Raw genomic sequence first — 24,080 nt, forward strand, 5'->3', positions numbered from 1 at the left:
ATGCCGCAGCAGACCGTGTGCCCGAGCTGTGCCGAACCGCTGGAGGTGGAGGACGTCTTCTGCGGCGCCTGCGGCCGGGACCTGAACGAACCGGAGCCCCCGGCCGAACCGGAGCCCCCCGCCGGTCCCGAAGCCGGCGCGGGCCCCGTGGCCGGCGCGTCGTCGGCCTGTGTGCACTGCGGTGCCGCCGAGGTCGCCCCCGACGGGTACTGCGAGTCCTGCGGCGGCGTGCAGCCCCGACCGCGCGACCACCAGGAGCGCTCGGTCACCGGCGTCGCCGGCGTCACCGACCGCGGTCTGCGCCACCACCGCAACGAGGACGCGTTCACCGTGGCCGCCACCTCACTGCCCGGCGGCGAGCCGGCCGTGGTCGCGGTGGTCTGCGACGGCGTCTCCTCCTCCGCCCGGCCCGACGATGCGTCGAAGGCCGCCGTCGACGCCGCCTCCGAGTCCCTGCTGACCGCCCTGGAGCACGGCGAGGAGCCCGAGGCTGCGATGCGCGCCGCCATCGAGACGGCGGCGCGCGCCGTCTCCGAGCTGGCGCAGGACGGAACGCTCACGCCGGGTGGCAGCCTCAACGCGCCGGCCTGCACCTACGTCAGCGCGATCGCGGCCGGCGGACGGGTCACCATCGGCTGGGTCGGCGACACCCGGGCGTACTGGATCCCGGACGACCGGGTCGCCGCCGTCCCGTACCGGCTCACCGAGGACGACTCCTGGGCCGCCAGGATGGTCGCCGCCGGGCTGATGAGCGAGACCGAGGCGTACGCCGACCCGCGCGCGCACGCCATCACCGGCTGGCTCGGCGCGGACGCGGAGGAGCTCGAACCGCACACCGTCGGCTTCACCCCGCACGTCCCCGGTGTGCTGCTGATCTGCACCGACGGCCTGTGGAACTACGCCGAGGCCGCCACCGACCTGGCCTCCTTCGTCCGCGCCGACGCCCGCACCGAACCGCTGGCAGCCGCGCAGGCGCTGGTGAGGTTCGCGGTCGCCGCCGGCGGACACGACAACATCACCGTCGCCGTCCTCCCGATCGACCCGCCCGCCATCGAGCCCGCTCCCACGCTGGTGGACTTCCAGCCCTTCCGGACCCTGCCGGACCAGCCCTCCCCGGCAGCCACCACCAGGCCCTGACGCCCCATCAGGCCGATCCGTACCCGCACCACCGTCTCCCCCGGCTCACTCACCGCTCTACTTCACTCAACGTTCGACAGGAGCAGCGATGGCCACCCAGTCCAACTCGCACCCGGGTTTCAGCGTCGACATCTTCCAGAACGAGTACCTGGCCGACGGTGCTCGCGAGGTGAACGCGATCGTCACCGTCACCGCCACCGGCACCGCGGCCGGGCTGCCGTCCACCGACGGCGCGCGGGGCGCGGACTCGGCGGTGGTGATCATGGTCGACTGCTCGGGTTCGATGGACTACCCGCCCACGAAGATGCGCAACGCCCGCGAGGCCACCGCCGTGGCGATCGATGCCCTGCGGGACGGCGTCGCCTTCGCCGTTGTCAAGGGCACCCACGAGGCCGTCGAGGTCTACCCGGGCGAGGGGCGGCTGGCCGTCGCCGGCCAGGCCACCCGTGAGCAGGCCAAGCAGGCCCTGCGCAAGCTCAACCCGGCCGGCGGCACCGCGATCGGGACCTGGCTTTCGCTGGCGGACCGGCTCTTCGAGACCCGGCCCGACATCGCCATCCGGCACGGCATCCTGCTCACCGACGGCCGCAACGAGCACGAGAAGCCCCGCGAACTGCAGCGCGTCCTGGACGAGGTCACCGGCAGGTTCACGGTGGACTGCCGCGGCGTCGGCACCGACTGGGAGATCGACGAGCTGCGCCGGATCTCCTCCGCCCTGCTCGGCACGGTGGACATCGTCGCGGAGCCCTCCGGCCTGGCCGAGGACTTCCGCAGCATGATGGAGAAGACCATGGGCAAACAGGTCGCCGACGTGGCACTGCGGTTGTGGACCCCGGCCAACGCGGTGGTCAAGTACGTCAAGCAGGTCGCCCCGACGGTCGAGGACCTGACCGGGCGCCGGGCGGAGGCCGGGCCGCGCGCCGGCGACTACCCCACCGGCTCCTGGGGCGACGAGAGCCGCGACTACCACGTCTGCGTCGAGGTCCCGAACGCCCCGGTCGGCAACGAGATGCTCGCAGCCCGGATCAGCCTGGTCCTCCCTCGGCCCGACGGCAACTCCGAGGTGCTCTCCCAGGGCCTGGTCCGGGCGATCTGGACCGATGACCTGGTCTCCTCCACCCGGATCAGCCCGCAGGTGGCCCACTACACCGGCCAGGCCGAGCTCTCCGCGGCCGTCCAGGAAGGGATGGCCGCGCACCGGGCGGGGGATGTGGACCGTGCCACCGCGAAGTTGGGCATCGCCGTGCGGCTCGCCCACGAGACCGGCAACGAGGGCACGTTCAAGCTGTTGCAGAAGGTGGTCGACGTAGTGGACGCGAAGGAGGGTACGGTTCGGTTCCGTAAGAACGTGAGCGAGGCCGACTCAATGACTCTTGAGACCCGGTCGACCAAGACGGTACGGGTGAAGAAATGACCGGTTCAGCCGAGCGTGGCGGACCTGCCGGAATGTGGGGGAACTGATGCCGATCTGCCCGAGGGGCCATGAGTCGCAGGCCGAGGACTGGTGCGACTTCTGCGGCTTCCCGATGACCCCGCCGCCGGGCGTGGCCGTCCCGGGCTCGGCCCCGTTCGGCGGTCCGGGCATGCCCGGGCCATCCGGCATGCCCGGTTCGGCCGCTCCGCACGGGGCGCCGCCCGGTGGCCGCCCGATGGGCGCGCCGGCCGGCGGGCCCGTCCCGCCGGCTCCCCCACGGCTGCCGATGGCACCGCCGCCCTTCGCCGCCCCGCACGAGCCGACGGCCCCGCTGGTCACCTGCCCGATCTGCCGCACCCCGCAGACCGGGCGGTACTGCGAGGAGTGCGGGTACGACTACGACCTCTCCGCTCCCTCGGGCCACCAACAACCCCCGGCTCCGCCGGCCGGCCCGGCCCAGGGCGGCGGTTACGGCTACCCGCCGCCGGCGCCCGCGCCGTACCAGCCGCCCGCGCCGCCGCCGGGCCCCGCCCCCAGCCCGTACCAGCCGCCGACCCCGCCGCCCGCGCCGGCACCGGAGCCCCCGCCGTTCCCCGCGCCCGGCCCGGCACCGTTCGAGGGTGGCGACCCGTACGCGCGGCGCGATCCGTACGCCCAGCCGCAGGCCGCGCCGTACGAGAACGCCGCCCCGTACCCACAGGACCCGTTCGCCAAGGCGGACCCGTTCGCCAAGGCCGCGCCGTACGAGGGCGGGCAGACGTACGAGCAGGCCTCGGCGTTCCCGGATCCGGACGCCTTCGAGCGGACCGGCCCGGTCTACGCGCAGCCCGGGCCGACGGCTCCGGGCGACGAGTTCGGGACGTCGTTCCGCCTCGCGCCGCCCGCGAACGCACCCTCCGCGCCGCAGCAGCAGCCGCCCGCACGTGCCACCTGGATAGCGGTGGTCAGCGCCGACCGCGACTACTTCACCGACATGATGGCGCGCAGCGGCCCCGAGGCCGCCGGACTGTTCTTCCCGCCGTACTGCCCCGAGCGCCGGATCCCGCTGACCGGCCGCGGCCAGCTGCGGATCGGGCGCCGCAGCCAGCACCGGGGCACCGTCCCGGAGATCGACCTGTCGGTCGCGCCGGAGGATCCGGGGGCCTCGCACCAGCACGCCCTGCTGGCCGAACAGAACGACGGCAGCTGGGTGCTGGTGGACCAGGACTCCACCAACGGCACCACGGTCAACGGCAGCTCCGACCCGGTGCCGCCGCACACCGCGATCCCGCTGGCGGACGGTGACCGCATCCACGTCGGCGCCTGGACCACCATCACCCTGCACCGTTCCTGACGACCAGTCTCATCGACTCGGCGTCAGGTTGACACCCTGCCGGGTGGGACCCGCCTCCAACGGGCCCCACCCGGTCACAATTTCACCACGCACGCTGCTCTGACCTGCACGGGAATCCCTTCGACCTCTAGGGTTCAGGACATGACTGCAGCTATATCCGCTGACGGGATCCGGAAGCGGTACGGGGATGTCCAGGCTGTCGACGGGGTGTCACTCACCGTCGAGACTGGCGAGTTCTACGGGATTCTCGGCCCGAACGGGGCCGGGAAGACCACCACCCTCGAAATCCTCGAGGGTATCCGCGAGGCCGACGAGGGCCGTATCGAGTTGCTGGGGGTGTCGCCCTGGCCGCGCAACAGCAAACTGCTGCCGCGCATCGGCGTACAGTTCCAGGCCTCGGCCTTCTTCAACAAACTGACCGCCCGTGAGACCATCCGAACCTTCGCGTCCTTCTACGGGGTGGGTCCCAAGCGGGCCGACGCGATGCTGGAGCGGGTGGGACTGACCGACTCCGCCTCCGTCCTCACCGACAAGATGTCCGGCGGCCAGGCCCAACGCCTGTCCATCGCCTGCGCGTTGGCGCACGACCCGGAGCTGGTCTTCCTGGACGAGCCCACCACCGGCCTCGACCCGCAGGCCCGCCGCAACCTCTGGGACCTGCTCCGAGACATCAACGCCGAGGGCCGTACGGTCGTCCTGACCACCCACTACCTGGACGAGGCCGAGGTGCTCTGCGACCGGGTTTCGGTGATGGACCACGGCAAGGTGCTGAAGACCGGCGCCCCGGCTGCCCTGGTCCGCGAGATCGACGACACCGTGCGGGTGAGCGTCGAGTCCGGCCAGCTCACCGCCGCGCGGGCGCGCGAGCTGTTCGGCGCGGCCGACGCCGAGATCGCCAACCTGGAGGACAACGGGGTCTCGCTGTCCGTCTCCACCCGCGCCCCGGCGCCGGTGCTGTCGGTGCTCGCGGAGCAGAACGCCCTGCGCGGCCTGGAAGTACGCGGAGCCACCCTGGAGGACGTCTTCCTCCAGCTGACCGGACGGGAGTACCGGGCATGAGCACGACCTCGGCCACGGCACAGCAGACACCGACCGGAGGGCAGCCGGCGGAGCAGGAACGGGTGAGCGCCTTCGCGGGGCTCGCCAGGGTGATGCTGCTCGGCTTCCTGCGGGACCGCGGGACCGTGTTCTTCACGCTGGTCCTCCCGCTGCTGTTCCTGGTGCTCTTCGGCAGCCTCTACAAGAACTCCAGCACCCCTCAGGTGAAGGTCGCCCAGGTCGGCGCGGTGCAGTTGCTCGACCAGGTGCCGAGCGAGGTGCACGCGCAGCTGGACAAGACCCTCAAGATCACCAAGTACTCGGACGAGGCCTCCGCGCTGGAGAAGGTGCGCAAGGGCCAGCTGGACGGCCTGGTGGAGTCCGGGCCGAACGGACAGGTCGTCCTCCGCTTCAGCGCCTCCGACCAGGTCAAGGCCGGCAGTGTGCAGGCCATCCTGAGCTCGGTCGTCGAGTCGGCCAACCAGGCCGCCTCCGGGAAGGCCCCCTCCTACACACTGGCGGCCAGCCAGGTCGAGGACGACTCGATCAAGACGATCCAGTTCCTCACCCCCGGCCTGCTCGCCTACGCGATCGCCATGGGCGCGGTGTACGGGTCCTCGTTCACCCTGGTCACCTGGCGCAAGAAGCGGGTGCTGCGACGGCTGCGGCTGACCCCGGTCTCGCCGCTGGCCATCGTCGGTGCCCGGGTCTGCGTCAGCGTGCTGGTGGCGCTGGCCCAGACCGGGCTCTTCCTGTTGGTCGCCACCACGCCGTACTTCGGCCTGAAGCTGACCGGCAACTGGTGGCTGATCGTGCCGCTGGTGCTCTGCGCCACCATCGCGTTCATGTCGATCGGTCTGGTCACCGGATCCATCGCCAAGTCCGAGGAGGCGGCGAACGGCATCAACCAGATCATCGTCCTGCCGATGTCCTTCCTGGGCGGCGCGTTCATCCCGCTGGACGTCGCGCCCGGCTGGCTGCAGACCGTCTCGCGCGCCCTGCCGCTGCGGTACATGATCGAGCCCGCCAAGTCGGTGCTGAGCAAGGGCGGCGGCCTGATGGACGTGCTCCCGTCCATGGGCATCCTGCTCGCCTTCGCTGCCGTGATGTCCTTGATCGCGTCCCGCTTCTTCAACTGGGACGACGCGTAGTCGTCTGGACGACGCGTGGCCGCTGGGACAGCGCTTGACCAGTGAGGCACGCGTGGCCGCTGGGACTGCGCGTAGCCGCACGCTCCCGGCCGCCCCGGGCCACCCCGCAGGGGTCGTACGCCGAAAGACCGGTGTACGGCCCCTGCGGCTGTCTGCGACCATGGTCGGGTGAATGACACCCCACGTGGCACGCTCAGCGAGGAGACCTTTTACGACGCCGTCGGCGGCGAGCCGACCTTCCGGCGGCTGGTGCACCGCTTCTACCAGGGCGTCGCCGAGGACGAACTGCTGCGGCCGATGTACCCCGAGGAGGACCTGGGCCCCGCCGAGGAGCGGTTGGCCCTGTTCCTGATGCAGTACTGGGGCGGCCCCCGCACCTACAGCAACGAGCGCGGCCACCCGCGACTGCGGATGCGGCACGTGCCGTTCCGGGTGGACCGGGCCGCTCACGACGCCTGGCTGAAGCACATGCGGGTGGCCGTGGACGAGCTGCGGCTCCCCGCCGACGCCGAACGCCAGCTGTGGGACTACCTGGCCTACGCCGCCGCGTCGATGATCAACACCTCCGGCTGACGGCACCCCGGCAGCACCTGGCGGGTCCGGTGCGCCGACGGCCGCCCAAACGGCACCCGCCGAACCCCGGCGGGCCCGGACAACAGGGTCAGTCAGTCGAGGAACAGGACCCGTCAGTGCAGCGGGCTGAGGCCCAGCCCGGAGCCCGGCGCCGCGGCAGTGCGCACCGCCACCGACCCGGCCGGAGCGCTCAGCCTCAGCCAGGCCCCGGCCCGGTGCACGGCGAGCGGGACGGCTGGGCGCAGGAACCCCATCACATACGCGGCATGCACCGCCCGTAGCGGCACCTCGGGCGCGGCCGTCAGCGGACGGGACCAGATCTCGTCGGCCAGCCCGTCCAGTACGGCACGGGTCCGGTGGTGCTCGGGCACCGCCTCGCTGCGCGTCTTGAACTCACTCACCGCCGCCATCAGTTCGGGGAAGACCCGCAACGCGGGCGGCTCGGCCAGCAGTTGCCACCCGGTCCGGGGCGGCAGCAGACCGGCCCAGGCGGGCCCGGTCACGGCAGCGGGGACCGGAACGGTGCCGGCCTGCTCGTCGACGGACTCCAGCAACTGGCCCGCGGAGACCGTGACATCGGTCGGCTCGCCCAACTCGGCCAGCCTCGCCGTACGGATCGCCAGTGCGCCCGAACTCCCCAGCGGCAGCCGTCCGAAGACCGCCAGCACCCCGCCGCCCGGCACCCCCGCCCCGCCGCCGGCCCCGGCCGACGGCACGGCTTGCAGGCGCACCGCGGCCGCCCGGTCGAAGCGCAGCAACCGCTCCAGGAAGGCGACCAGGTCGGCAGCCTCCCCCGCATCGGCGAGTATCAGGCGGACTGGCGTGTTCAACGGATCAGCTCACTCGGTGCAGGGGACTGTTCTCAACGGACTCGGTACACGGCGTTCGCTGGTCAACCGCCGGCGACCGGCGTTCGATGGTCAGCGACCGGCAGTCGCCGACCACCGCACCGGTACGGGCTGCCGCCCGCTAGACGGCGGCAGCGACGGCGCCGGCAGCGGCGCCGGTGGCCACCTCGTCCGCGTCGTCCATGAAGGCGCTGAGGAACTTCCGCTCCACCGGGCTGATCCGGCGCGGCCGTCCCTCCACCAGGTTGTACGGGACGACGACGGTGGACGCCTCGACGTAGATCGTCTCGGTGCCGTCCTCGTTGATGTCCTTGATCTGGTACGAGACGGTCAGCGAGGCACCGCCGATCGCCGTCACCCAGGTCTCGATGGTGACCGGCGTGGGCCGGTGGACCAGCGGACGCTTGTAGTCGATCTCGTGCCGCGCCACCACGGAGCCGCCCGCGAACTCCCCGGCCCCGGCGGCGGTGGCCTGGGTGAACATGAAGTCGATCCGGGCCTCCTCCAGGTAACGCACGAAGACCGCGTTGTTGACGTGCCCGAAGGCATCCATGTCGGACCACCGCAACGGGCAGGCGTAGATGTGGCGTGCCACGAGTCTCTCCTTCAATCCGGACACCCGTCGGCGGGTGTCCGCCGACGGGCCGGCCACTGGCCGGCTATCCGCCGGCCAGCTTACGGGCGGCGGCCCGGCAGCCCGCCGCAAGGGCGGTCTGCCGGGCCGTCGCCGGGCCTGGTCGTCAGCCTCGGGTCAGCTTCTTGTAGGTGGCCCGGTGCGGACGGGCGGCGTCGGGGCCCAGCCGCTCGATCTTGTTCTTCTCGTAGGACTCGAAGTTGCCCTCGAACCAGAACCACTTGCTCTCGCCCTCGTAGGCGAGGATGTGGGTGGCCACTCGGTCCAGGAACCAGCGGTCGTGGGAGATGACCACGGCGCAGCCCGGGAACTCGAGCAGGGCGTTCTCCAGCGAGGAGAGGGTCTCGACGTCGAGGTCGTTGGTCGGCTCGTCGAGGAGCAGCAGGTTGCCGCCCTGCTTGAGGGTGAGCGCCAGGTTGAGGCGGTTGCGCTCACCACCGGAGAGCACCCCGGCCGGCTTCTGCTGGTCCGGGCCCTTGAAGCCGAACGCCGAGACGTAGGCGCGGGACGGCATCTCGACCTGGCCGACGTTGATCCAGTCGAGGCCGTCGGAGACGACCTCCCACAGGGTCTTCTTCGGGTCGATGTTGGCCCGGTTCTGGTCGACGTAGCTGATCTTGACGGTCTCACCGACCTTGACCTTGCCGCCGTCCGGGGTCTCCAGGCCCTGCAGCATCTTGAACAGCGTGGTCTTGCCGGCACCGTTGGGGCCGATGATGCCGACGATGCCGTTGCGCGGCAGGGTGAAGGACAGGTCGTCGATCAGGAGCTTCTCGCCGAAGGCCTTGTTGAGGTTCTCCACCTCGATGACGATGCTGCCCAGGCGCGGGCCCGGCGGGATCTGGATCTCCTCGAAGTCCAGCTTCCGCATCTTGTCGGCCTCGGCCGCCATCTCCTCGTAGCGGGCAAGACGCGCCTTGGACTTCGCCTGGCGGCCCTTGGCGTTGGAGCGGACCCACTCCAGCTCTTCCTTGAGGCGCTTGGCGCGCTTGGCGTCCTTCTGGCCCTCGACCTTCAGACGGGCCTGCTTGGTCTCCAGGTAGGTGGAGTAGTTGCCCTCGTAGCCGATGGCGCGGCCGCGGTCGAGCTCCAGGATCCAGCCGGCCACGTTGTCCAGGAAGTACCGGTCGTGGGTGACCGCGACGACGGTACCGGGGTACTTGGCCAGGTGCTGCTCCAGCCAGTTCACCGACTCGGCGTCCAGGTGGTTGGTGGGCTCGTCGAGCAGCAGCAGGTCGGGGGACTCCAGCAGCAGCTTGCAGAGCGCGACCCGGCGCTTCTCACCGCCGGAGAGCTTGGTGACCGGCCAGTCGCCGGGCGGGCAGCCCAGCGCGTCCATGGCCTGCTCCAGCTGGGCGTCGAGGTCCCAGGCGTTGGCGTGGTCCAGGTCCTCCTGGAGCTTGCCCATCTCGTCGAGCAGCTCGTCGGAGTAGTCGGTCGCCATCAGCTCGGCGATCTCGTTGAACCGGTTGAGCTTGCCCTTGATCTCCTTGACGCCGTCCTCGACGTTCTCCAGGACGGTCTTGGACTCGTCGAGCGGGGGCTCCTGGAGGAGCATGCCGACGGTGAAGCCCGGCGAGAGGAAGGCGTCGCCGTTGGACGGCTGCTCCAGCCCGGCCATCATCTTCAGCACCGTCGACTTACCGGCGCCGTTGGGGCCGACGACGCCGATCTTCGCTCCGGGAAGGAAGCTGAGCGTCACGTCGTCAAGGATGACCTTGTCGCCGTGTGCCTTGCGCACCTTGCGCATGGTGTAGATGTATTCCGCCACGTGAGATCGCTCCGGCGTCGTCATGAATATTCTGCTTACAGCCTTCCATTCTGCCGCACGGCGGCAGAGGTCCCGAACGGCCTTGGTCAGGCGGCCCCCTGGAATCGGACCGCCCTGCCGCCGGGACCGGACCGCCCTGCCGCAGGTGCCCGAAACGGGCCGGTCCCGCCCTCCGCGCTCAGCGGAGGACGGGACCGGGTGCCCCTCGGTGTTTCAGCGCTTCGGCGGCTCGGAGGCCGCAGCACTCCCCCGCACCGGATCAGGGCGGGAGATCACCGGGTGGGGCGGGGACGGCTCGGACCGGGAGGTCAGACCGTGGTGCGGCTGTGACGGCCGCGGCGACGCAGGGCGAAGACCGCACCGCCACCGGCGACCAGCAGCGCACCGCCGGCGCCGACCAGCCACGGGGTCTCACTGCCGCCACCGGTGAAGGCCAGGCCGCCACCGGTCGACCCACCGGTCGAACCGCCCGTGCCACCGCCGGTGGACGAGCTCGTGGAAGGACTGGGCTTGGCGCTCGGGGTGGAGCTGGGGGTGGTGGTGCCGGTGTCGGTCTTGCAGTTCAGGACACCCTGGATGTCCTGCTTGAAGCCGTTCGGGCCGGTGACGGTGAAGTGGTACGACTTGTCCTCGTCCACCTTGATCGGAACGCTGGTGCTGGCGCCCGGCTTCACCGTGTAGGTCTTGCCGTTGAGCGTGAAGGTGTAGTCCTGGTCGCCGTTGTTGGCGGCCGTGACGACCACCGCGCCCTGGACGCAGTCCACCTTGCTGGTGACGGCCGGGATCGGGCCGGTCGGGGCCCAGTTGACCTTGACGCTCGCGGTGGCCGGGACGGCCTCGGAGCCCGCCAGGATCAGTGTCTGGCTGTGCACGTTGTCCGCGTTGACACCGGTGAAGGCACGGCCGACGGAAATCTGGGCCGAGGTGGTGGCCTTGATGCCGGCAGTGCCCTTGGCACCGCCGCCCGGGGCCTTGGCGTAGATCTCGTCGCCGGACTTGGCGCTCGTGATCGCCTTGCCGTTCTTGTCGGTGACGGTGAGCCCGGCCTTGGCGCCGTCCGCGTCCACCGAGAGGTCCACGGAGGAGCCGTTGGTGGTGACCGAGATCGGACCGAGCAGCGCGCCGCTCTTACCGGAGACGGCGTTCGGCGACAGGCTGAGGGTGGGCTTGGGCTCCTCCAGCGGCTGCGCGCTCTTGATCAGGTACTTGGCCAGGTCGTTCGCCTTGCCGTCCTTCGGGACGGCGTTGGCACCGTCCGAGAAGTACCAGATCGCCGCCTGGGTACCGGCCGCGGCCTCGTCCTCCGTCAGGCCGGCGATGTTCGCGTCCTTGGCCAGCTGGTCCGCGCTGATGTGGGGGTAGGAGTGCTCGAGGATCCAGAGGATCTTCCCCGCGTCCTTGTTGCCCGCCAGCGAGCTCGACTCCCAGCCGGTCTCCTGGTACTGCGCGCCGCGCTGGGTCGGGTTGTGCAGGTCGATGCAGTAGGTGTCGAGGGTCTGGTCGCCGGTTTTCAGCTCGATGAGCCCGCCCTGGGCGTGCTCGACCTTGCCGTCCTTCATGGGGATGTCGATGGCTTGGCCGTGCCTGAGCGGCCCGTCGACCAGCACCGCCTTGGCGCCCGAGGTGGTGACGTCGACCGCGGCGGCCGCGCCCGCCGTGATCATGCCTGCACTGATCGCGATGCTCGACGCGAGCATGACAGCGCCTATGCGGGAGACAGCCCGCCCCTGCTTCTGGAACATGAGATCCCTTCGGGCTGGGTCGTGCCGATGGCAGCCCGCCTTGCAAAGCGGCGCGCCCCGTGGCGCCGCTGCACTTGTATGAACCAGACGCATCTTATTGACCCGTTGCGGCCTGCAAACCTCCATGCCAAACCAGGACAGTACCGTATCTGTTTCGTTATCAAGGAACCTAAACTCGAGCAAACTTGACGCAGAACCAGTTTCCGATCGTCAATCAACAGTCTCTACCCGAACCACACCTTCCCCACCGGGAACCACGGGTCGCGAGAGGCCCTGCCCCGGGACGCAGCGCCCCATTCAGGCCGCGCCGACCGGCTCCGCCGCGGGCGACCCTGCCGCCGCGTCAACCTCGCCAGCCCCGCCGTCCCCACTCCCCCCTTCCGCCCCATCGGCAACAGCACCGCCCACGCCGACCCGCTGCCCGGCCCCTCCCGCCGAGACCGCCGCGACGATCCAGTCCGGCACCGCGGGCTGCCCCTCACGGCCCGGCCGCGATGCGACCAGCTCCGGCCTGGCCTGCACCGCCCAGCGGAACGCCGAGGTGCCGCGTCCGAGGTCGTGGCCGACCACCCGGGCGTCGATCTCCACGACGGAGCGCCGCTTGCCCTCCTCGCCCCACTCCCGGATCCGCAGCCGGCCGCTGACCACGACCGGATCCCCCTTGCTCACCGAGCTCACCACGTTGGCGGCCAGCCAGCGCCAGGCCACCACGGTGACCCAGTTGGTCTCACCGTCCACCCAGTCGCCGGTGGCACGGTCGAATCGGCGCTCGGTGGCCGCCATCCGAAAGTTGGCCACCGGCACGCCAGCCGGAGTTTCCGCATAGCTCACAGTGGAGGCGACATTGCCGACCATCGTCACCAGGGTCTCGTTCATGACACACACTCCGCTCCTCGGGAATTACCAAGCGGAATCACCGCCGCGAGGAGAGAGTGCCCAGAGCCGGAAATCCACACCAGCCCACCGGGAAATCCTGTGGATAACCCGGCCCTGTGGATAACTCAGGTAACTCTCCGGAGTGAAACAGAGACGGAAATGAACCATAGTGCGACATCAGGGCAACGAGGCCATGACAACATCGGTTCGCTCGCGGGCACCCGGCCGAAGGACCCGAACGGGTGGCCCAGTAGACACGTCCGGCCTTGTCATCCGACCGAACGAACCCATATCTGCCCCCCTCCAGACAGGACAGACCCGGATTCTCCGCACCAAATCCATAACGGGTGGGGCTCCAGCCCCGTAACGACTGCACAACGTCCGGCGCCAGAACGTGCCAGAGCGCTGCAGACCCAGCCGCCACCTGCGATTATCGGACCGCTCCACCGGGCCCGACACACCCGAACCGGTGCCCTAAGACTCGGCGGAGTATCCGGGCACCCTTATCCTGTCCCGGAACAACCGGTCGCCACCGCGTGCGCACCGGCGGACTCCAAACCGGCCGAAGCCCCACCCGGGCTGACTCCGCCCTGTAACGCCCTCATAGCTCAGCGGATAGAGCACCCGCCTTCTAAGCGGTAGGTCGCAGGTTCGAATCCTGCTGGGGGCACCAGCGCCACCCGCCAATTCGGCACGCCCCGAGCCCGCCGCAGCCGGCAGGCCCACGAGAGCGACCGGACAGCACCCAGCACCTCCCGGGCCGGGCACGGCGCCTCTCAAACCGTGCGCAGCCGCCCCCTGGGCCGCACCCAGCACCTCCCGGGCCGAGCACGGCACCTCTCAAACCGTGCGCAGCCGCCCCCTGGGCCGGGCACGGCACCTCTCAGGCCGTGCGCAGCGCGTCCAGGTAGGCGTCCAGCAGGGCCGTCTGCCGCTCGGGCGGGAATTCCTGCGGCGCGAGGAGCGCCTGCACCACCAGGCCCAGCACATGACTCTGCGCCGACGCCGCCAGGTCCGCTGCCGAACGGCCCGGGGGCAGCGCCCCGGCCCGCTGCGCGTCCGCGATCAGCGCGGTGAGCCGCTCGCGGGCGCGCCGGTAGCGTGCGGCGTGCTCGGCCGCGAGCTCCGGGTCGGTCAGCGCCACGTCCCAGGAGCCGACCCAGATCCGGTTGCCGTCCCGGCTCTCGGGCGTGAGCGGCAGGATGTCGAGCAGGACGGCCCGCAGCAGCCGCAGCGTCGAGGCCCCCGACCCGTCGGCGGCCCCCACCGCCGCCACCGCGGGACGCGGACGGTCCGCGGAGCGCTGTTCCAGGACCTCCAGGGCGTGTGCCACCAGGGCCCGCTTGTTCGGGAAGTAGTGCGTGAGCAGTCCGGTGGTGGCCTGCATCTCGGCGGCCACCGCGCGCAGTGTCAGCCCGCCGAAGCCCCGCTCGGCCAGGACCCGCCACACCGCCTCGGAGACATCGGCACGTCGGGCGTCATGGTCTCCACGGGCAGGCGTCATGGGCGATATGGTACCTGCCAAACGTTTGTTATGTACTCTCTCCACCAGGCGCCGGAGGCCGGTCCGGCCCGCCTCGACCCGCTCTCGACCAAGACCACCAGAAGCTCACAGAAGCCCTCACACCCCCTCGCAAGCCCACCCCGGAGGCCCCGTGTACGCGATACCGCTCGCAGACGACGCCGAACTGCGCCCGCTCGAACCCTGGCAGGCCGCCGAGTTCCTGGCCCACATCGACCGGGCCCGCCCGAACACCGACCCCTGGATCCCGTGGGCGTCCCGGTCCACCGACCTCGCCTCGGCCCGCGCCACCCTGCAGGGCTACGCGGACCGGCAGGCCACTGACACCGGCCGGATCTACGGCATCTGGCGCGCGGGAACGCTGGTGGGCGGCGTGATGTTCGTGCACTTCGACACCGCGTCGGGCAACTGCGAGATCGGGGTCTGGACGGAGGCCGCCGGTGAGGGACGCGGTCTGATCAGCGCCGCCGTCCGCCACCTGCTCGACTACGCGCTGATCGAGCGCGGGATGCACCGGGTCGAGTGGTGGACCAGCACCCGCAACGCCCGCAGCCGGGCGGTCGCGCAGCGGATGGGCATGCAGCTGGACGGCGTGCTGCGCGAGTACTTCCCGCACAACGGGATCCGGCACGACAAGGAGATCTGGTCGCTCCTGGCCCACGAGTGGGCGAAGCAGCGGGCCGCGGACACTTCGGACGCCTAGCCGGACCGGAGCGGCCACGGGTGCGTCGCCGGGCAGCCCGAAAACCAGGTGCCGAACACGGGCCCCCCGGCCATGATTTCGATCACTGCCACCGGCCCGAGGAGCATGTCCATGGCTCAGCACCGCACCGTTCCAGCGCTCTTCCCGCCACCCGGCTACGCGCACACCGCCGTGGTCGAGGCCGGTGAGCGGCTGGTGTTCCTGGCCGGTTCGGTACCGCTGGACGCTGACGGCAAGCTGGCCGGCCCCGGCGACTTCACCGCGCAGGCCCGGCAGGTGCTGGCCAACCTGGAGACCGCCCTGGCGGCCGTCGGCAGCGGTCTGCCGCAGGTGGTCGCCAGCACGGTCTACGTGGTGGCCGACGAGCCCGCCCGGCTGTCCGAGGTCTGGGACGTGGTCAACTCCTCGGCCCTCGCAGAGGGTCCGCACACCTCGACGCTGCTCGGTGTGTCCTGCCTCGGCTACACCGGACAGTTGGTGGAGATCACAGCCACCGCCGTAGTCCCCGGGGTCCCCGCTGTGGAAGGGTGAACGCCGACCCGAGGATCCCGGAGGCCGCCTTGCCCCAGCACGACCCGAACAGCACCGGCCCGACGACCGCGCCGCCCGGGACCGGGCGCGCCGGAGCCCCCGCCGCGGAAACGGCCATGGGAACGGCCATGGGAACGGCCGTGGACACCGGGGTGGACGGCCTGCGCGCGTACGTCGAGGACGGCGGCGTGGCGGTCCTGGTGCTGGACCGCCCGGAGCGGCGGAACGCCCTGACGATGGAGATGTGGCAGCGGCTGCCGGGCCTCCTGGAGCGGCTCGCCGCGCTGCCGGGCGTCCGGGCGCTGCTGCTGACCGGCGCGGGCGGCACCTTCAGCGCGGGCGCCGACATCGCCGAACTCGCGGAGGTGTACGGCACCCCGGACCGGGCCTGCGCCTACCATGCGGTGAACGTCGCGGCGGAGGAGGCGCTGGCCGCCTTCCCGCACCCGACGATCGCCGTGCTGCACGGCTACTGTGTCGGCGGCGGCTGCCAGTTGGCGGTCGCCTGCGATCTGCGGTTCGCCGCCGAGGGCGCCCGGCTGGGGATCACGCCCGCCAAGCTCGGGGTGGTCTATCCGGCCGTGCCTACGCTCCGCCTGGCCGGCCTGGTCGGTCCCGCCCGGGCCAAGTACCTGCTGTTCTCGGGCGAGTTGGTCACGGCCGAGCGGGCCGAACGCTTCGGCCTGGTGGACGAGGTACTGCCGGACGGTGAACTCGACGACCGCGCCCGGGATTTCGCCCGCCTGCTGGCCCGCCGCTCGTCGCAGACCATCGGCGCGGCCAAGGCCGTTCTCGCCGCCTCCGGGCCGGCCGACGCGCAGGCGGCGGTGGCGCCGTGGGAACGCAAGTCCCGCCTGGCGCCGGATGTGCGCGAAGGGCTGGCCGCTTTCCTGGAACGCCGCGAGCCCCGGTTCTGAGCCCGACGGTCCAGCGACCCGACCCGCGGCCCGACGACCAGGAAGCGCAGCGGCCCGACAGCGCAACGAACCCGGTAGCCCTACGGCCCGACAGCCAGGCGACCCGGCAGCCCAGCACCCCGGCAGCCGGGCAGCCGGGCGGCCCGGCGGCACGACCGGCCCGGGCGGGCGTCAGCGGATCGGCAGCCCGGAGATGCTGCGTGCGATCACGAGCCGCTGGATCTCGCTGGTGCCCTCGAAGATGGAGTAGATCGCGCTGTCCCGGTGCATCCGCTCGACCGGGTACTCCCTGGTGAAGCCGTTGCCGCCGAGGATCTGCATCGCCTGCGCCGTCACCCACTTCGCGGTCTCGCCCGCGTACAGCTTGGACATCGAGCCCTCGGCGGCGGTGAACGGCTGGTTGTTGGCGGCCATCCAGGCGGCCCGCCAGACCAGCAGCCGGGCGGCGTCGATCCGGGTCCTCATGTCGGCCAGGATGAAGGCCACTCCCTGGTTGTCGATGATCGGACGGCCGAACTGCACCCGGGTGCGGGCGTAGTCGAGCGCCACCTCGTACGCGGCGCGCGCGATGCCGACCGCCTGGGCCCCGACCGCCGGGCGCGACGCCTCGAAGGTGGCCATCGCCGCGTTGCCGCCCCGCTTCGCCGGGCCTGCGGTGCCCGCCGCGCTCCGCACCGCCTGTTCGCGGGCCCGCGCCAGCCGCTCGTCGAGCCGCTCCTTCCCGCCGAGCAGGCAGTGGCCCGGCACCCGGACACCGTCCAGGACGACCTCGGCGGTGTGCGAGGCGCGGATGCCGTGCTTCTTGAACTTCTGCCCCTGGGTCAGGCCGGGTGTGCCGGGCGGGACCACGAAGGAGGCCTGCCCGCGCGCCCCGAGCGCCGGGTCGACCGTCGCCACCACCACGTGGACGGCGGCGATGCCGCCGTTGGTGGCCCAGGTCTTGGTGCCGTTCAGCACCCACTCGTCCTTGGCGTGGTCGTAGACGGCCCGGGTGCGCAGCGCGGAGACGTCCGAGCCGGCGTCGGGTTCGGAGGAGCAGAAGGCGGCCACCTCGACGTCGTCCGGGGTGCCGAACATCTGCGGCGCCCAGGTGCCGATCTGCTCGTCGGTGCCGTTGGCCAGCACGGCGACGGCGGCGAGCGTGGTGCCGACGATGGCGAGCCCGATCCCGGCGTCGCCCCAGAACAACTCCTCCATGGCGATGGGGATTCCGACGCCGGAGGGGTCGAAGTACTGCTGGGCGTAGAAGTCCAGGGAGTAGATGCCGAGCCTGGCCGCCTCCTGGATGACCGGCCACGGGGTCTCCTCCCGCTCGTCCCACTCGGCGGCGGCCGGCCGCATCACGTCGGCGGCGAAGCCGTGCAGCCAGTCACGTACGGCGAGTTGGTCCTCGCCCGGGTCGAGGGAGAAGGTGCTCATGTTTCCTGCCTCCGGTCACAGGTGCCTGGCGGATCGCCCGGGATGCAGCCGGACGCCGGCCTGGCGCGTCCACGCCACTACGGGTGTTACCCCCGGTAACACCGCCGGAGTCTGCTACTCATTGGTAACGCGTGTCAACGCCCCGCCGCCCGTCCAGTCCCAGCCGCCACCAGGAGCCAGTACGTGCCGACCGCCGACCCCGCACCGCCCGGTGAGCCCCGCCGGGAGCAGCTGCTCAACGCCGCCGACCGGGTGGTCCAGCGCGACGGGCCGGGCGCCAGCATGAACGCGATCGCCGCGGAGGCCGGGATCACCAAGCCCATCCTGTACCGGCACTTCGGCGACCGGAACGGGCTGATCGGGGCACTGACCGAGCGGCACACCTCCGGCCTGCTGGCCGCAGTCAGGGCGGCGCTCGACGAGCCGCTGGAGCGCCGCGACCGGGTCGAACACGTCCTGGACGTCTACCTCGCCGCGATCGAGTCCCGGCCGCAGGTCTACCGACTGCTGACCCACCCCGAGCCCGGAGATCCCACCGGTGCCGGGAACGCGCTGGCGCCCGCGCTCAAGCGGATCGCCGACGAGATCGGCGAGGCCGTGCGCGCCCAGATCGACCTCGGCTCGGACGGCCCGCTGCTCGCCGATGCCTGGGGCCGGGCGATCACCGGAATGGTGCTGGCGGCCGGGGACTGGTGGCTCGAACAGCAACCCTGCTCCCGCGCCCGGATGGTGCGGTCCCTTGCCGACCTGCTCTGGGGCCGGCTGGCCACCGCCGCGCCACTGCCGCAGGCCGCCGTCCCGCCGGGCGTGCAGAGCCCCGACGCGGTGCAGCCCAACCGGGCTCCGGGGTACGGAACATGAGCTCTCCTCACCTCTTGTGAAGGCCGGCGGGGTGCGGCATCATCGGCGGTCACCACCCCTCCCCTTCCGAGGTGTCCCGTGCGCTTTGGCCGGACCGCCGCAGCACTCACCCTCGCCACCGCCCTCCTGGGCACCGTCGCCGCCGCACCCGCCCCCGCGGCCGAGGCGGCCCGCTTCCCCACCGGCACCGCCACCTCTGCCGACGGCCGTACCGTCCTGGCCGATCAAGGCGGCCGGGCACTCCAGCTGCGCGGCTTCAACGTGGACAAGTACGACGAGACCACCGAAGGCGACCTCAGGTCCATCGCCGCGCACGGCTTCACGCTGATCCGAGTGGCCGTCTCCTGGGCCCGTCTCGAGCCCGCCCGGGACTCCTACGACCAGACCGAACTGGCCAAGCTGCGCGGGCTGCTCGACCGGGCGGCCGAGTACCGACTGCTGGCCGTGATCGACTTCCACCAGGACGTGTACGGGCCGGAGTTCGGCGGCGGCGACCGCGGCATTCCGCTCTGGGCCACCCGGGACGACGGACTGCCGTTCACCCCGGACCCGGACGACTGGTTCGCCGGGTACTTCCAGCCCGCCGTGCAGGCGGCCTTCCGACACCTCTACGACGACCCCGACCTGCGGCGGTGGCAGACCGACTTCTACACCCGGATCGCCCGTGAACTCGGCGGCCACCGCGCCCTGCTGGGCTACGACCTGTTCAACGAGCCGTTCGGCCCCGTCGACGGCGACCCCAGTGACCCGGCCGTCCTGGCGGCGTCCGCCGCCGAACTGGAGCAGGGGCGGCTCGCCGCGATGTACCAGCGGCTGATCGCAGCCGTCCGCCGGGTGGACACCCGCTCCTGGCTGTTCGTGGAGCCCACGGTCCTGGTCGGCGAGGGCCTACCGACCCGGCTCCCGGCCTTCGCGGACCCACGCGGCGGCGCGCCCAGGCTCGGCTACGCCCCGCACTTCTACGACACGGCGGTCGAGGCGGGGCAGGACTGGGACCCGTCCGACGGCTTCGTCGAGCACTACACCGCCGCCATCACCGCCTACCCCCGGGCCGGCCGCCTCCCCGTCCTGGTCGGCGAGTGGGGGCCGCCCGACTCCCGTACCCCGGGCAACACCCGGCTGGTGCGGCGGCAGGTCGACGCCATGGCGGGCTTCGCCGCCGCCTGGACGATGTGGTACTGGTGCCGGGGCACCGGCGGCTACTGCGCGCTGGGCCCGGACGGCCGGCCCGCGCCCGGCGACGGACCCGCCTTCGAACCGTACGCGGTCGCCCTCGCCGGACTCCCCGGGACGGAGTCCTACCGGAACGGGCTCTACCGGCTCGCCTTCACCTCCGGCCGCCCGGGCTGGACCGAGGTGGTGCTCCCGCCCGGCAGCAGCACCGGACCGGAGGGGGTGAGCGTCAGCGGTGCCCGCGTCTCGGCGGTGGTGGTCGAGCGGCCCGGCCCCGACCGCTCCGGTCTGGCCCGGATCCTGCTCCCGTGCACCGCCCCGGGCACCCGGGTCGCCGTCACCATCAGGGTGTGAGTCGGTCGGGCCGTCAGAGCAGATCGGCCCGCGCCGCCTGGATCCCCGCCTGGAACCGGGTGCGCGCGCCGAAGCGGTCCATCAGCTCCCGCACCCAGCGCTGCACCGTCCGGGTGGAGACCCCGAGCTGGCGGGCGATGCTCTCGTCGGTGAGCCCCGCGGCCAGCAGGCCGAGCAGGCGCTGGTGCCGGTCCTCCGGCTCCGTCTCGGTGTCCGTCGCCGGGAACCGCATGGCGTGCGACCAGTACAGTTCGAACAGCCCGATCAGCGCGTCCAGCAGCGAGGACGGCCGGACCAGCAGCACGTGCTGCGACTCGGTGCCCGCACTCACCGGCAGCATCGCCCAGCGCGAGTCGACCACCGCCAGCTTGAGCGGCAACTCCGGCAGCACCCGGGCCTGTTCACCGCCCCGGACGAAGCCGCGGATCTCCGCCACCCGGGCCGGCTCGCGCAGCACCCGGCTCTCGTACACCACGCGCATCGTCACGCCGCGCCCCAGCAGGGCGAGTTCGGTGTCGGGATCGCTGCGGCGGATGTACGGCGGTCGGTCGAGCAGCCGTAACTGCTCACGGGCGCCGAGCTGCAGGCTGCGCCAGAGCTCGGCGACCGACTCGCGGCCGGTGATCACCTCGACCAGCTCGCCCGCCCCCGACTGCCGCCGGCGGTAGGTGCGCATCAGCTCGTTGATCCGCCCGCGCGCCCGGCGGAGTTCGACCTCGCGCTGGAGAAGCAGCTCCTCCAGCGCCACATCGGGCGCGGCGGCCGTCCAGCGCCGCTGCCCCCTGGCCGGCCGCTCCACCAGACCGTGGTCGGCCAGCGACTCCAGCGCGGCCAGTGAGCGTTCGGCGCTCAGCCCGGCCCAGGCGCCGAGTTGCTGCGCGGAGGCGCTGCCGGCGTCGAGCAGTCGCAGATACAGCTCCTCCGCATCCGCGCCGATGCCCAACCCGGCGAATCTGGCCCCTGCGGGCTCCGGCATCGGTACCCCCTTCCCGATCCCCGTCCTGCGGGAGAAGTCCGCAGGTGAAGTCCGACTCTGTGCCATCGGGCGGGCGAACGCAAGGGACCTCCGACAAGACATGTACCCGCCATGACGCGTTCCTGACCTGCCCATTGCCTTCCGCCCGGGGTCGAGCTCCCCGCACGCTTGGCGACAACGTCCACCGGGGCCGACCCCACACCCCTCCGGTGGTCCGCCGAAGTCCCCGACCCCCACCAGGAGTTCTTCATGCGTGCGATCCGTACCGCCTCCTTCGCGGCAGCCGTCCTGCTCGCGGTCTCCACCGCCGCGCTCGCCACGCCCGCGAGTGCCGCGGCCCCCACCGGCTCCGCACGGGCCGTGCACTACTACGGCCATCACTCCCGGGGTTCGTACGACTACGACGGCGGCGTCTGGGGCGGCTACGTCGCCCAGGGCAGCAACTTCCGTACCGTCACCGGCTCCTGGACCATGCCGCAGGTGCAGTGCAACACCTCCGACGACCTGTTCGCGCCCTGGGTCGGCATAGACGGCTACGGCTCGCAGACGGTGGAGCAGACCGGCGTCCAGGTGGACTGCTCCAGCGGATCACCGGTCTACTCCGGCTGGTACGAGATGTACCCGGCCCCGCCGCAGTACTTCAACGACCCGGTGGACGCCGGCGACAGCTTCACCGGCAGCGTGGTCTACAACGGCAGCGGCAGCTACACCCTGAAGCTCACCGACAACACCAAGGGCTGGACCGAGACCACCCGTCAGCACCTGAACGCCCGGAACGTGAGCGCCGAGGCGGTCATCGAGTCGCCCTCCCAGAGCTACCCGTCCTTCGACAGCCTGGACTTCAGCGGTGTCACGGTGAACGGGCGGACCTTCGACGCGTACTCGCCGCAGGCCATCGACAGCGGCCAGTACACCGAGACGGGCCTGCAGAACGGCTCGTTCTCCATCGTCCCGGCGAACTGACCGGCCGCTCCGCTCCGCCGCGGGGCCGGACCCGGCGGCGGAGCGGAGCACAGGCGCCTTTGGATCAGGCTCCGGTCAGACCGCGCCGCTTGAGCAGCGGGGCGATCTCGGGGTCACGGCCGACCACGGCCCGGAAGCAGTCCAGCGCGTCCTTGCTGCCGCCGCGCGAGAGCAGTTCGGCGCGGAAGATCTCGCCACTCGCGCGCACCGTACGGCCGCCTGAGCGGAACCACTCGACGGTGTCCGCGTCCAGCACCTCCGACCAGATGTAGGCGTAGTAGCCCGCGCTGTACTCGCTCGCGAAGATATGGCTGAAGTACGTGCTGCGGTAGCGCGGCGGGACGGCCGGCAGTGCCAGCCCGGCCCGGGCCAGCGCGGCCGCCTCGAACTCCTGGGCGTCGGCGATCTCCTGGCCCGCGGGCACGGTGTGCCAGGCCCAGTCGAGCAGCGCGGCGGCCAGGTACTCGACCGTGCGGAAGCCCTGGCCGAACTGCTCGGCGGCGTCGATCCGCGCCACCACCTCGGCCGGCAGCGGCTCGCCGGTCTCGTGGTGCCTGGCGAAGTTGGCCAGCACCTCGGGCCAGTCCATCCACATCTCGTTCACCTGGGACGGGAACTCCACGAAGTCGCGCGGCACCTCGGTCCCGGAGAACAGCGGGTAGCGGACGGCGGAGAACAGGCCGTGCAGCGCGTGGCCGAACTCGTGGAAGAGCGTCCGCACCTCGTCCCAGGTCAGCAGGGCCGGCTCAGCGGGGGCGGGGTGGGCGATGTTGAGGTTGTTGACCACCACCGGACGCCGGCCGAGCAGCTCCGACTGCGGGACCAGTTCGTTCATCCAGGCGCCGCCGCCCTTGGACTCCCGGGCGTAGAAGTCGCCGAGGAACAGGCCCAGCGGGCTGCCGTCCGCCTCGAACACCTCGAAGACCCGGACGTCCGGGTGGTACCCGGTGAGGTCGTCCCGCTCGGTGAAGGTCAGACCGTAGGCCAGGTTGGCGGCGTGGAACACGCCGTCGCGCAGCACCCGCTCCAGCTCGAAGTACGGGCGCAGCGCGGCGGTGTCCAGGTCGTAGACGGCCTTGCGGACCTGCTCCGAGTAGTAGGCCCAGTCGTGCGCGGCGAGCTCGGTGATGCCGTCGGCCGCGGCGGCCTTGGCCAGTTCGGCGGCCTCGCGCTCGGCGTTGGCCACGGCGGGGGGCACCAGGCGGGCCAGCATCGCGTCCACCGCCTCGACCGTGCCGGCGGTCTCGTCGGCCACCACGTACGCGGCGTAGCTGGGGTAGCCGAGCAGCGCGGCGCGCTCGGCGCGCAGCTGGGCCATCCGGATCGCCACCGGGCCGTTGGACTCCACCGCCCGGCCGAGCGAGGCCTCCAGCAGCCGGGCGCGCACGGCGCGGTCGGTGAGGGAGGCCAGCTCGGGCTGGTTGGAGAAGTTCTTCAGGCTCAGCACGTGGGTACCGTCCGGGTGGCCGAGCGCCTTGGCGTTCTCGGCGGCCGCGGCGATCTGGCCGGCGGGCAGGCCGTCCAGCTGCTCGGCACTGTCCAGCACCAGGGCCCGGGCCCTGGTGTCGTCGAACACGTTCTGCCGGAAGGTCGTCGCGTCTGAGGCCAGCTGGGCGTTGATCTCACGCAGCCGCTGCTGCTCGGCGGGCGACAGCCTGGCCCCGGCCCGGACGAACCGGGTGTGGTGGCGCTCCAGCAGGCGCAGCGCCTGGGCGTCCAGGTCCAGGGTCTCGCGGGCCTCGTACACGGCGCGCACCCGGGCGTAGAGCGCAGGGTCGAGGTGGATCGCGTCGGCGTGCGCCGCGAGCCTCGGACTGATCTCGGCGGCCAGCTCCTGCAGCGCGTCGGTGGCGTCGGAGGCGAGCTGGTTGTCGAAGACCAGCCGCACCCGGTGCAGCAGCACCCCCGAACGCTCGAGCGCCACCAGCGTGTTGTCGAAGCTAGGCGGCTCGGGGTCGGCCACGATCGCCGCGATCTCGGCCAGCTGGTCGGCCATTCCCCGCTCGAAGGCGGGCAGATAGTGCTCTTCCCGGATCTCGGCGAAGGGCGGGAGTCCGTAGGCCAGGGTGCTGGGCTCGAAGAAGGGGTTGTCGCTCATTGCCCGAACCTTACGCGCTGTCAAGACCGCTGCCTACGGGCCGATC

Annotated in this window: 21 protein-coding genes and 1 tRNA gene; 13 read left to right on the top strand and 9 right to left on the bottom strand. The window is 71.7% G+C overall.

Annotated features, from left to right (window positions below):
* From ACWDAK_RS25340 to ACWDAK_RS25365, 6 genes are all read left to right on the top strand, one after another.
* Complete coding sequence (locus tag ACWDAK_RS25340; RefSeq protein WP_344635147.1) at positions 1-1,137, top strand: PP2C family protein-serine/threonine phosphatase; 1,137 nt, start codon at positions 1-3, stop codon at positions 1,135-1,137.
* An 88-nt stretch (positions 1,138-1,225) separates the two neighbouring features.
* A complete protein-coding gene (locus ACWDAK_RS25345) occupies positions 1,226-2,551 on the top strand; it encodes a vWA domain-containing protein (protein ID WP_344635146.1) in 1,326 nt (441 codons plus the stop codon).
* 46 nt (positions 2,552-2,597) lie between these two features.
* Positions 2,598-3,884, top strand: a complete 1,287-nt coding sequence (locus tag ACWDAK_RS25350) for an FHA domain-containing protein (protein WP_427394703.1) — start codon at positions 2,598-2,600, stop codon at positions 3,882-3,884.
* A gap of 141 nt (positions 3,885-4,025) precedes the next feature.
* A complete protein-coding gene (locus ACWDAK_RS25355; RefSeq protein ID WP_344635144.1) occupies positions 4,026-4,943 on the top strand; it encodes an ABC transporter ATP-binding protein in 918 nt (305 codons plus the stop codon).
* Positions 4,940-6,073: an ABC transporter permease gene (locus ACWDAK_RS25360; protein WP_344635143.1), complete on the top strand. Its 1,134-nt coding sequence runs from the start codon at positions 4,940-4,942 to the stop codon at positions 6,071-6,073. The genes ACWDAK_RS25355 and ACWDAK_RS25360 overlap by 4 nt, the downstream gene beginning before the upstream one ends.
* Positions 6,074-6,241: 168 nt before the next feature.
* On the top strand, positions 6,242-6,646 hold the full coding sequence (locus tag ACWDAK_RS25365) for a globin (RefSeq protein WP_344635142.1): 405 nt from the start codon (positions 6,242-6,244) through the stop codon (positions 6,644-6,646).
* A gap of 113 nt (positions 6,647-6,759) precedes the next feature.
* Here the strand turns inward: ACWDAK_RS25365 and ACWDAK_RS25370 are convergent, their stop codons facing one another.
* From ACWDAK_RS25370 to ACWDAK_RS25390, 5 genes are all read right to left on the bottom strand, one after another.
* A complete protein-coding gene (locus ACWDAK_RS25370) occupies positions 6,760-7,476 on the bottom strand; it encodes a hypothetical protein (protein ID WP_344635141.1) in 717 nt (238 codons plus the stop codon).
* 139 nt (positions 7,477-7,615) lie between these two features.
* The gene (locus ACWDAK_RS25375; RefSeq protein WP_344635140.1) at positions 7,616-8,089 is read right to left on the bottom strand and encodes an acyl-CoA thioesterase; all 474 of its coding nucleotides are present in this window, start codon (positions 8,087-8,089) and stop codon (positions 7,616-7,618) included.
* 145 nt (positions 8,090-8,234) lie between these two features.
* Entirely contained in the window at positions 8,235-9,899 is a 1,665-nt protein-coding gene (gene ettA, locus ACWDAK_RS25380) for an energy-dependent translational throttle protein EttA (protein WP_344635139.1), read from the bottom strand.
* A gap of 308 nt (positions 9,900-10,207) precedes the next feature.
* A complete protein-coding gene (locus ACWDAK_RS25385) occupies positions 10,208-11,596 on the bottom strand; it encodes a Cys-Gln thioester bond-forming surface protein (protein ID WP_344635138.1) in 1,389 nt (462 codons plus the stop codon).
* A gap of 342 nt (positions 11,597-11,938) precedes the next feature.
* On the bottom strand, positions 11,939-12,517 hold the full coding sequence (locus ACWDAK_RS25390; RefSeq protein ID WP_344635137.1) for a single-stranded DNA-binding protein: 579 nt from the start codon (positions 12,515-12,517) through the stop codon (positions 11,939-11,941).
* 597 nt (positions 12,518-13,114) lie between these two features.
* On the opposite strand from ACWDAK_RS25390, the gene ACWDAK_RS25395 reads away from it, so the two are divergent.
* Positions 13,115-13,190: transfer RNA gene (locus ACWDAK_RS25395), tRNA-Arg, on the top strand.
* 210 nt (positions 13,191-13,400) lie between these two features.
* Here ACWDAK_RS25395 and ACWDAK_RS25400 read toward each other — a convergent pair.
* Positions 13,401-14,021, bottom strand: a complete 621-nt coding sequence (locus ACWDAK_RS25400; protein WP_427394702.1) for a TetR/AcrR family transcriptional regulator — start codon at positions 14,019-14,021, stop codon at positions 13,401-13,403.
* A gap of 151 nt (positions 14,022-14,172) precedes the next feature.
* Between ACWDAK_RS25400 and ACWDAK_RS25405 the strand changes: the two genes are divergently transcribed.
* From ACWDAK_RS25405 to ACWDAK_RS25415, 3 genes are all read left to right on the top strand, one after another.
* A complete protein-coding gene (locus ACWDAK_RS25405; protein ID WP_344635135.1) occupies positions 14,173-14,742 on the top strand; it encodes a GNAT family N-acetyltransferase in 570 nt (189 codons plus the stop codon).
* A 111-nt stretch (positions 14,743-14,853) separates the two neighbouring features.
* Positions 14,854-15,273: a RidA family protein gene (locus tag ACWDAK_RS25410; RefSeq protein ID WP_344635134.1), complete on the top strand. Its 420-nt coding sequence runs from the start codon at positions 14,854-14,856 to the stop codon at positions 15,271-15,273.
* A 128-nt stretch (positions 15,274-15,401) separates the two neighbouring features.
* Positions 15,402-16,190 (top strand): enoyl-CoA hydratase/isomerase family protein, encoded by a 789-nt coding sequence (locus tag ACWDAK_RS25415; protein WP_344635133.1) that lies wholly within the window; start codon positions 15,402-15,404, stop codon positions 16,188-16,190.
* Positions 16,191-16,361: 171 nt separating this feature from the next.
* On the opposite strand, the gene ACWDAK_RS25420 is transcribed toward ACWDAK_RS25415, so the two are convergent.
* Positions 16,362-17,609: an acyl-CoA dehydrogenase family protein gene (locus tag ACWDAK_RS25420; protein ID WP_427394701.1), complete on the bottom strand. Its 1,248-nt coding sequence runs from the start codon at positions 17,607-17,609 to the stop codon at positions 16,362-16,364.
* 183 nt (positions 17,610-17,792) lie between these two features.
* Between ACWDAK_RS25420 and ACWDAK_RS25425 the strand changes: the two genes are divergently transcribed.
* Positions 17,793-18,470, top strand: coding sequence for a TetR family transcriptional regulator (locus tag ACWDAK_RS25425; protein ID WP_344635131.1), 678 nt, complete (start codon positions 17,793-17,795; stop codon positions 18,468-18,470).
* 78 nt (positions 18,471-18,548) lie between these two features.
* Entirely contained in the window at positions 18,549-19,997 is a 1,449-nt protein-coding gene (locus ACWDAK_RS25430; RefSeq protein ID WP_427394700.1) for a glycoside hydrolase family 5 protein, read from the top strand.
* Positions 19,998-20,010: 13 nt separating this feature from the next.
* Here ACWDAK_RS25430 and ACWDAK_RS25435 read toward each other — a convergent pair whose 3' ends face one another.
* Complete coding sequence (locus ACWDAK_RS25435; protein ID WP_427394699.1) at positions 20,011-20,973, bottom strand: helix-turn-helix domain-containing protein; 963 nt, start codon at positions 20,971-20,973, stop codon at positions 20,011-20,013.
* A gap of 249 nt (positions 20,974-21,222) precedes the next feature.
* On the opposite strand from ACWDAK_RS25435, the gene ACWDAK_RS25440 reads away from it, so the two are divergent.
* Complete coding sequence (locus tag ACWDAK_RS25440; protein ID WP_344635128.1) at positions 21,223-21,936, top strand: G1 family glutamic endopeptidase; 714 nt, start codon at positions 21,223-21,225, stop codon at positions 21,934-21,936.
* Positions 21,937-22,000: 64 nt separating this feature from the next.
* On the opposite strand, the gene ACWDAK_RS25445 is transcribed toward ACWDAK_RS25440, so the two are convergent.
* Positions 22,001-24,034 (bottom strand): M3 family metallopeptidase, encoded by a 2,034-nt coding sequence (locus tag ACWDAK_RS25445; RefSeq protein ID WP_344635127.1) that lies wholly within the window; start codon positions 24,032-24,034, stop codon positions 22,001-22,003.
* Positions 24,035-24,080 lie beyond the last annotated feature (46 nt).

The sequence above is a fragment of the Kitasatospora sp. NPDC001175 genome (assembly GCF_053598215.1).

Excerpts from the sequence above, each read along its gene's own strand:
- ACWDAK_RS25340 (WP_344635147.1), top strand. The coding sequence starts at position 1 with ATGCCGCAGCAGACCGTGTGCCCGAGCTGTGCCGAACCGCTGGAGGTG.
- ACWDAK_RS25360 (WP_344635143.1), top strand. The coding sequence starts at position 4,940 with ATGAGCACGACCTCGGCCACGGCACAGCAGACACCGACCGGAGGGCAG.
- ACWDAK_RS25415 (WP_344635133.1), top strand. The coding sequence starts at position 15,402 with ATGGGAACGGCCGTGGACACCGGGGTGGACGGCCTGCGCGCGTACGTC.
- ACWDAK_RS25440 (WP_344635128.1), top strand. The coding sequence starts at position 21,223 with ATGCGTGCGATCCGTACCGCCTCCTTCGCGGCAGCCGTCCTGCTCGCG.
- ACWDAK_RS25345 (WP_344635146.1), top strand. The coding sequence starts at position 1,226 with ATGGCCACCCAGTCCAACTCGCACCCGGGTTTCAGCGTCGACATCTTC.
- ACWDAK_RS25435 (WP_427394699.1), bottom strand. The coding sequence starts at position 20,973 with ATGCCGGAGCCCGCAGGGGCCAGATTCGCCGGGTTGGGCATCGGCGCG.
- ACWDAK_RS25420 (WP_427394701.1), bottom strand. The coding sequence starts at position 17,609 with ATGAGCACCTTCTCCCTCGACCCGGGCGAGGACCAACTCGCCGTACGT.
- ACWDAK_RS25410 (WP_344635134.1), top strand. The coding sequence starts at position 14,854 with ATGGCTCAGCACCGCACCGTTCCAGCGCTCTTCCCGCCACCCGGCTAC.
- ACWDAK_RS25390 (WP_344635137.1), bottom strand. The coding sequence starts at position 12,517 with ATGAACGAGACCCTGGTGACGATGGTCGGCAATGTCGCCTCCACTGTG.
- ACWDAK_RS25350 (WP_427394703.1), top strand. The coding sequence starts at position 2,598 with ATGCCGATCTGCCCGAGGGGCCATGAGTCGCAGGCCGAGGACTGGTGC.
- ACWDAK_RS25445 (WP_344635127.1), bottom strand. The coding sequence starts at position 24,034 with ATGAGCGACAACCCCTTCTTCGAGCCCAGCACCCTGGCCTACGGACTC.
- ACWDAK_RS25400 (WP_427394702.1), bottom strand. The coding sequence starts at position 14,021 with ATGACGCCTGCCCGTGGAGACCATGACGCCCGACGTGCCGATGTCTCC.
- ACWDAK_RS25355 (WP_344635144.1), top strand. The coding sequence starts at position 4,026 with ATGACTGCAGCTATATCCGCTGACGGGATCCGGAAGCGGTACGGGGAT.
- ACWDAK_RS25385 (WP_344635138.1), bottom strand. The coding sequence starts at position 11,596 with ATGCTCGCGTCGAGCATCGCGATCAGTGCAGGCATGATCACGGCGGGC.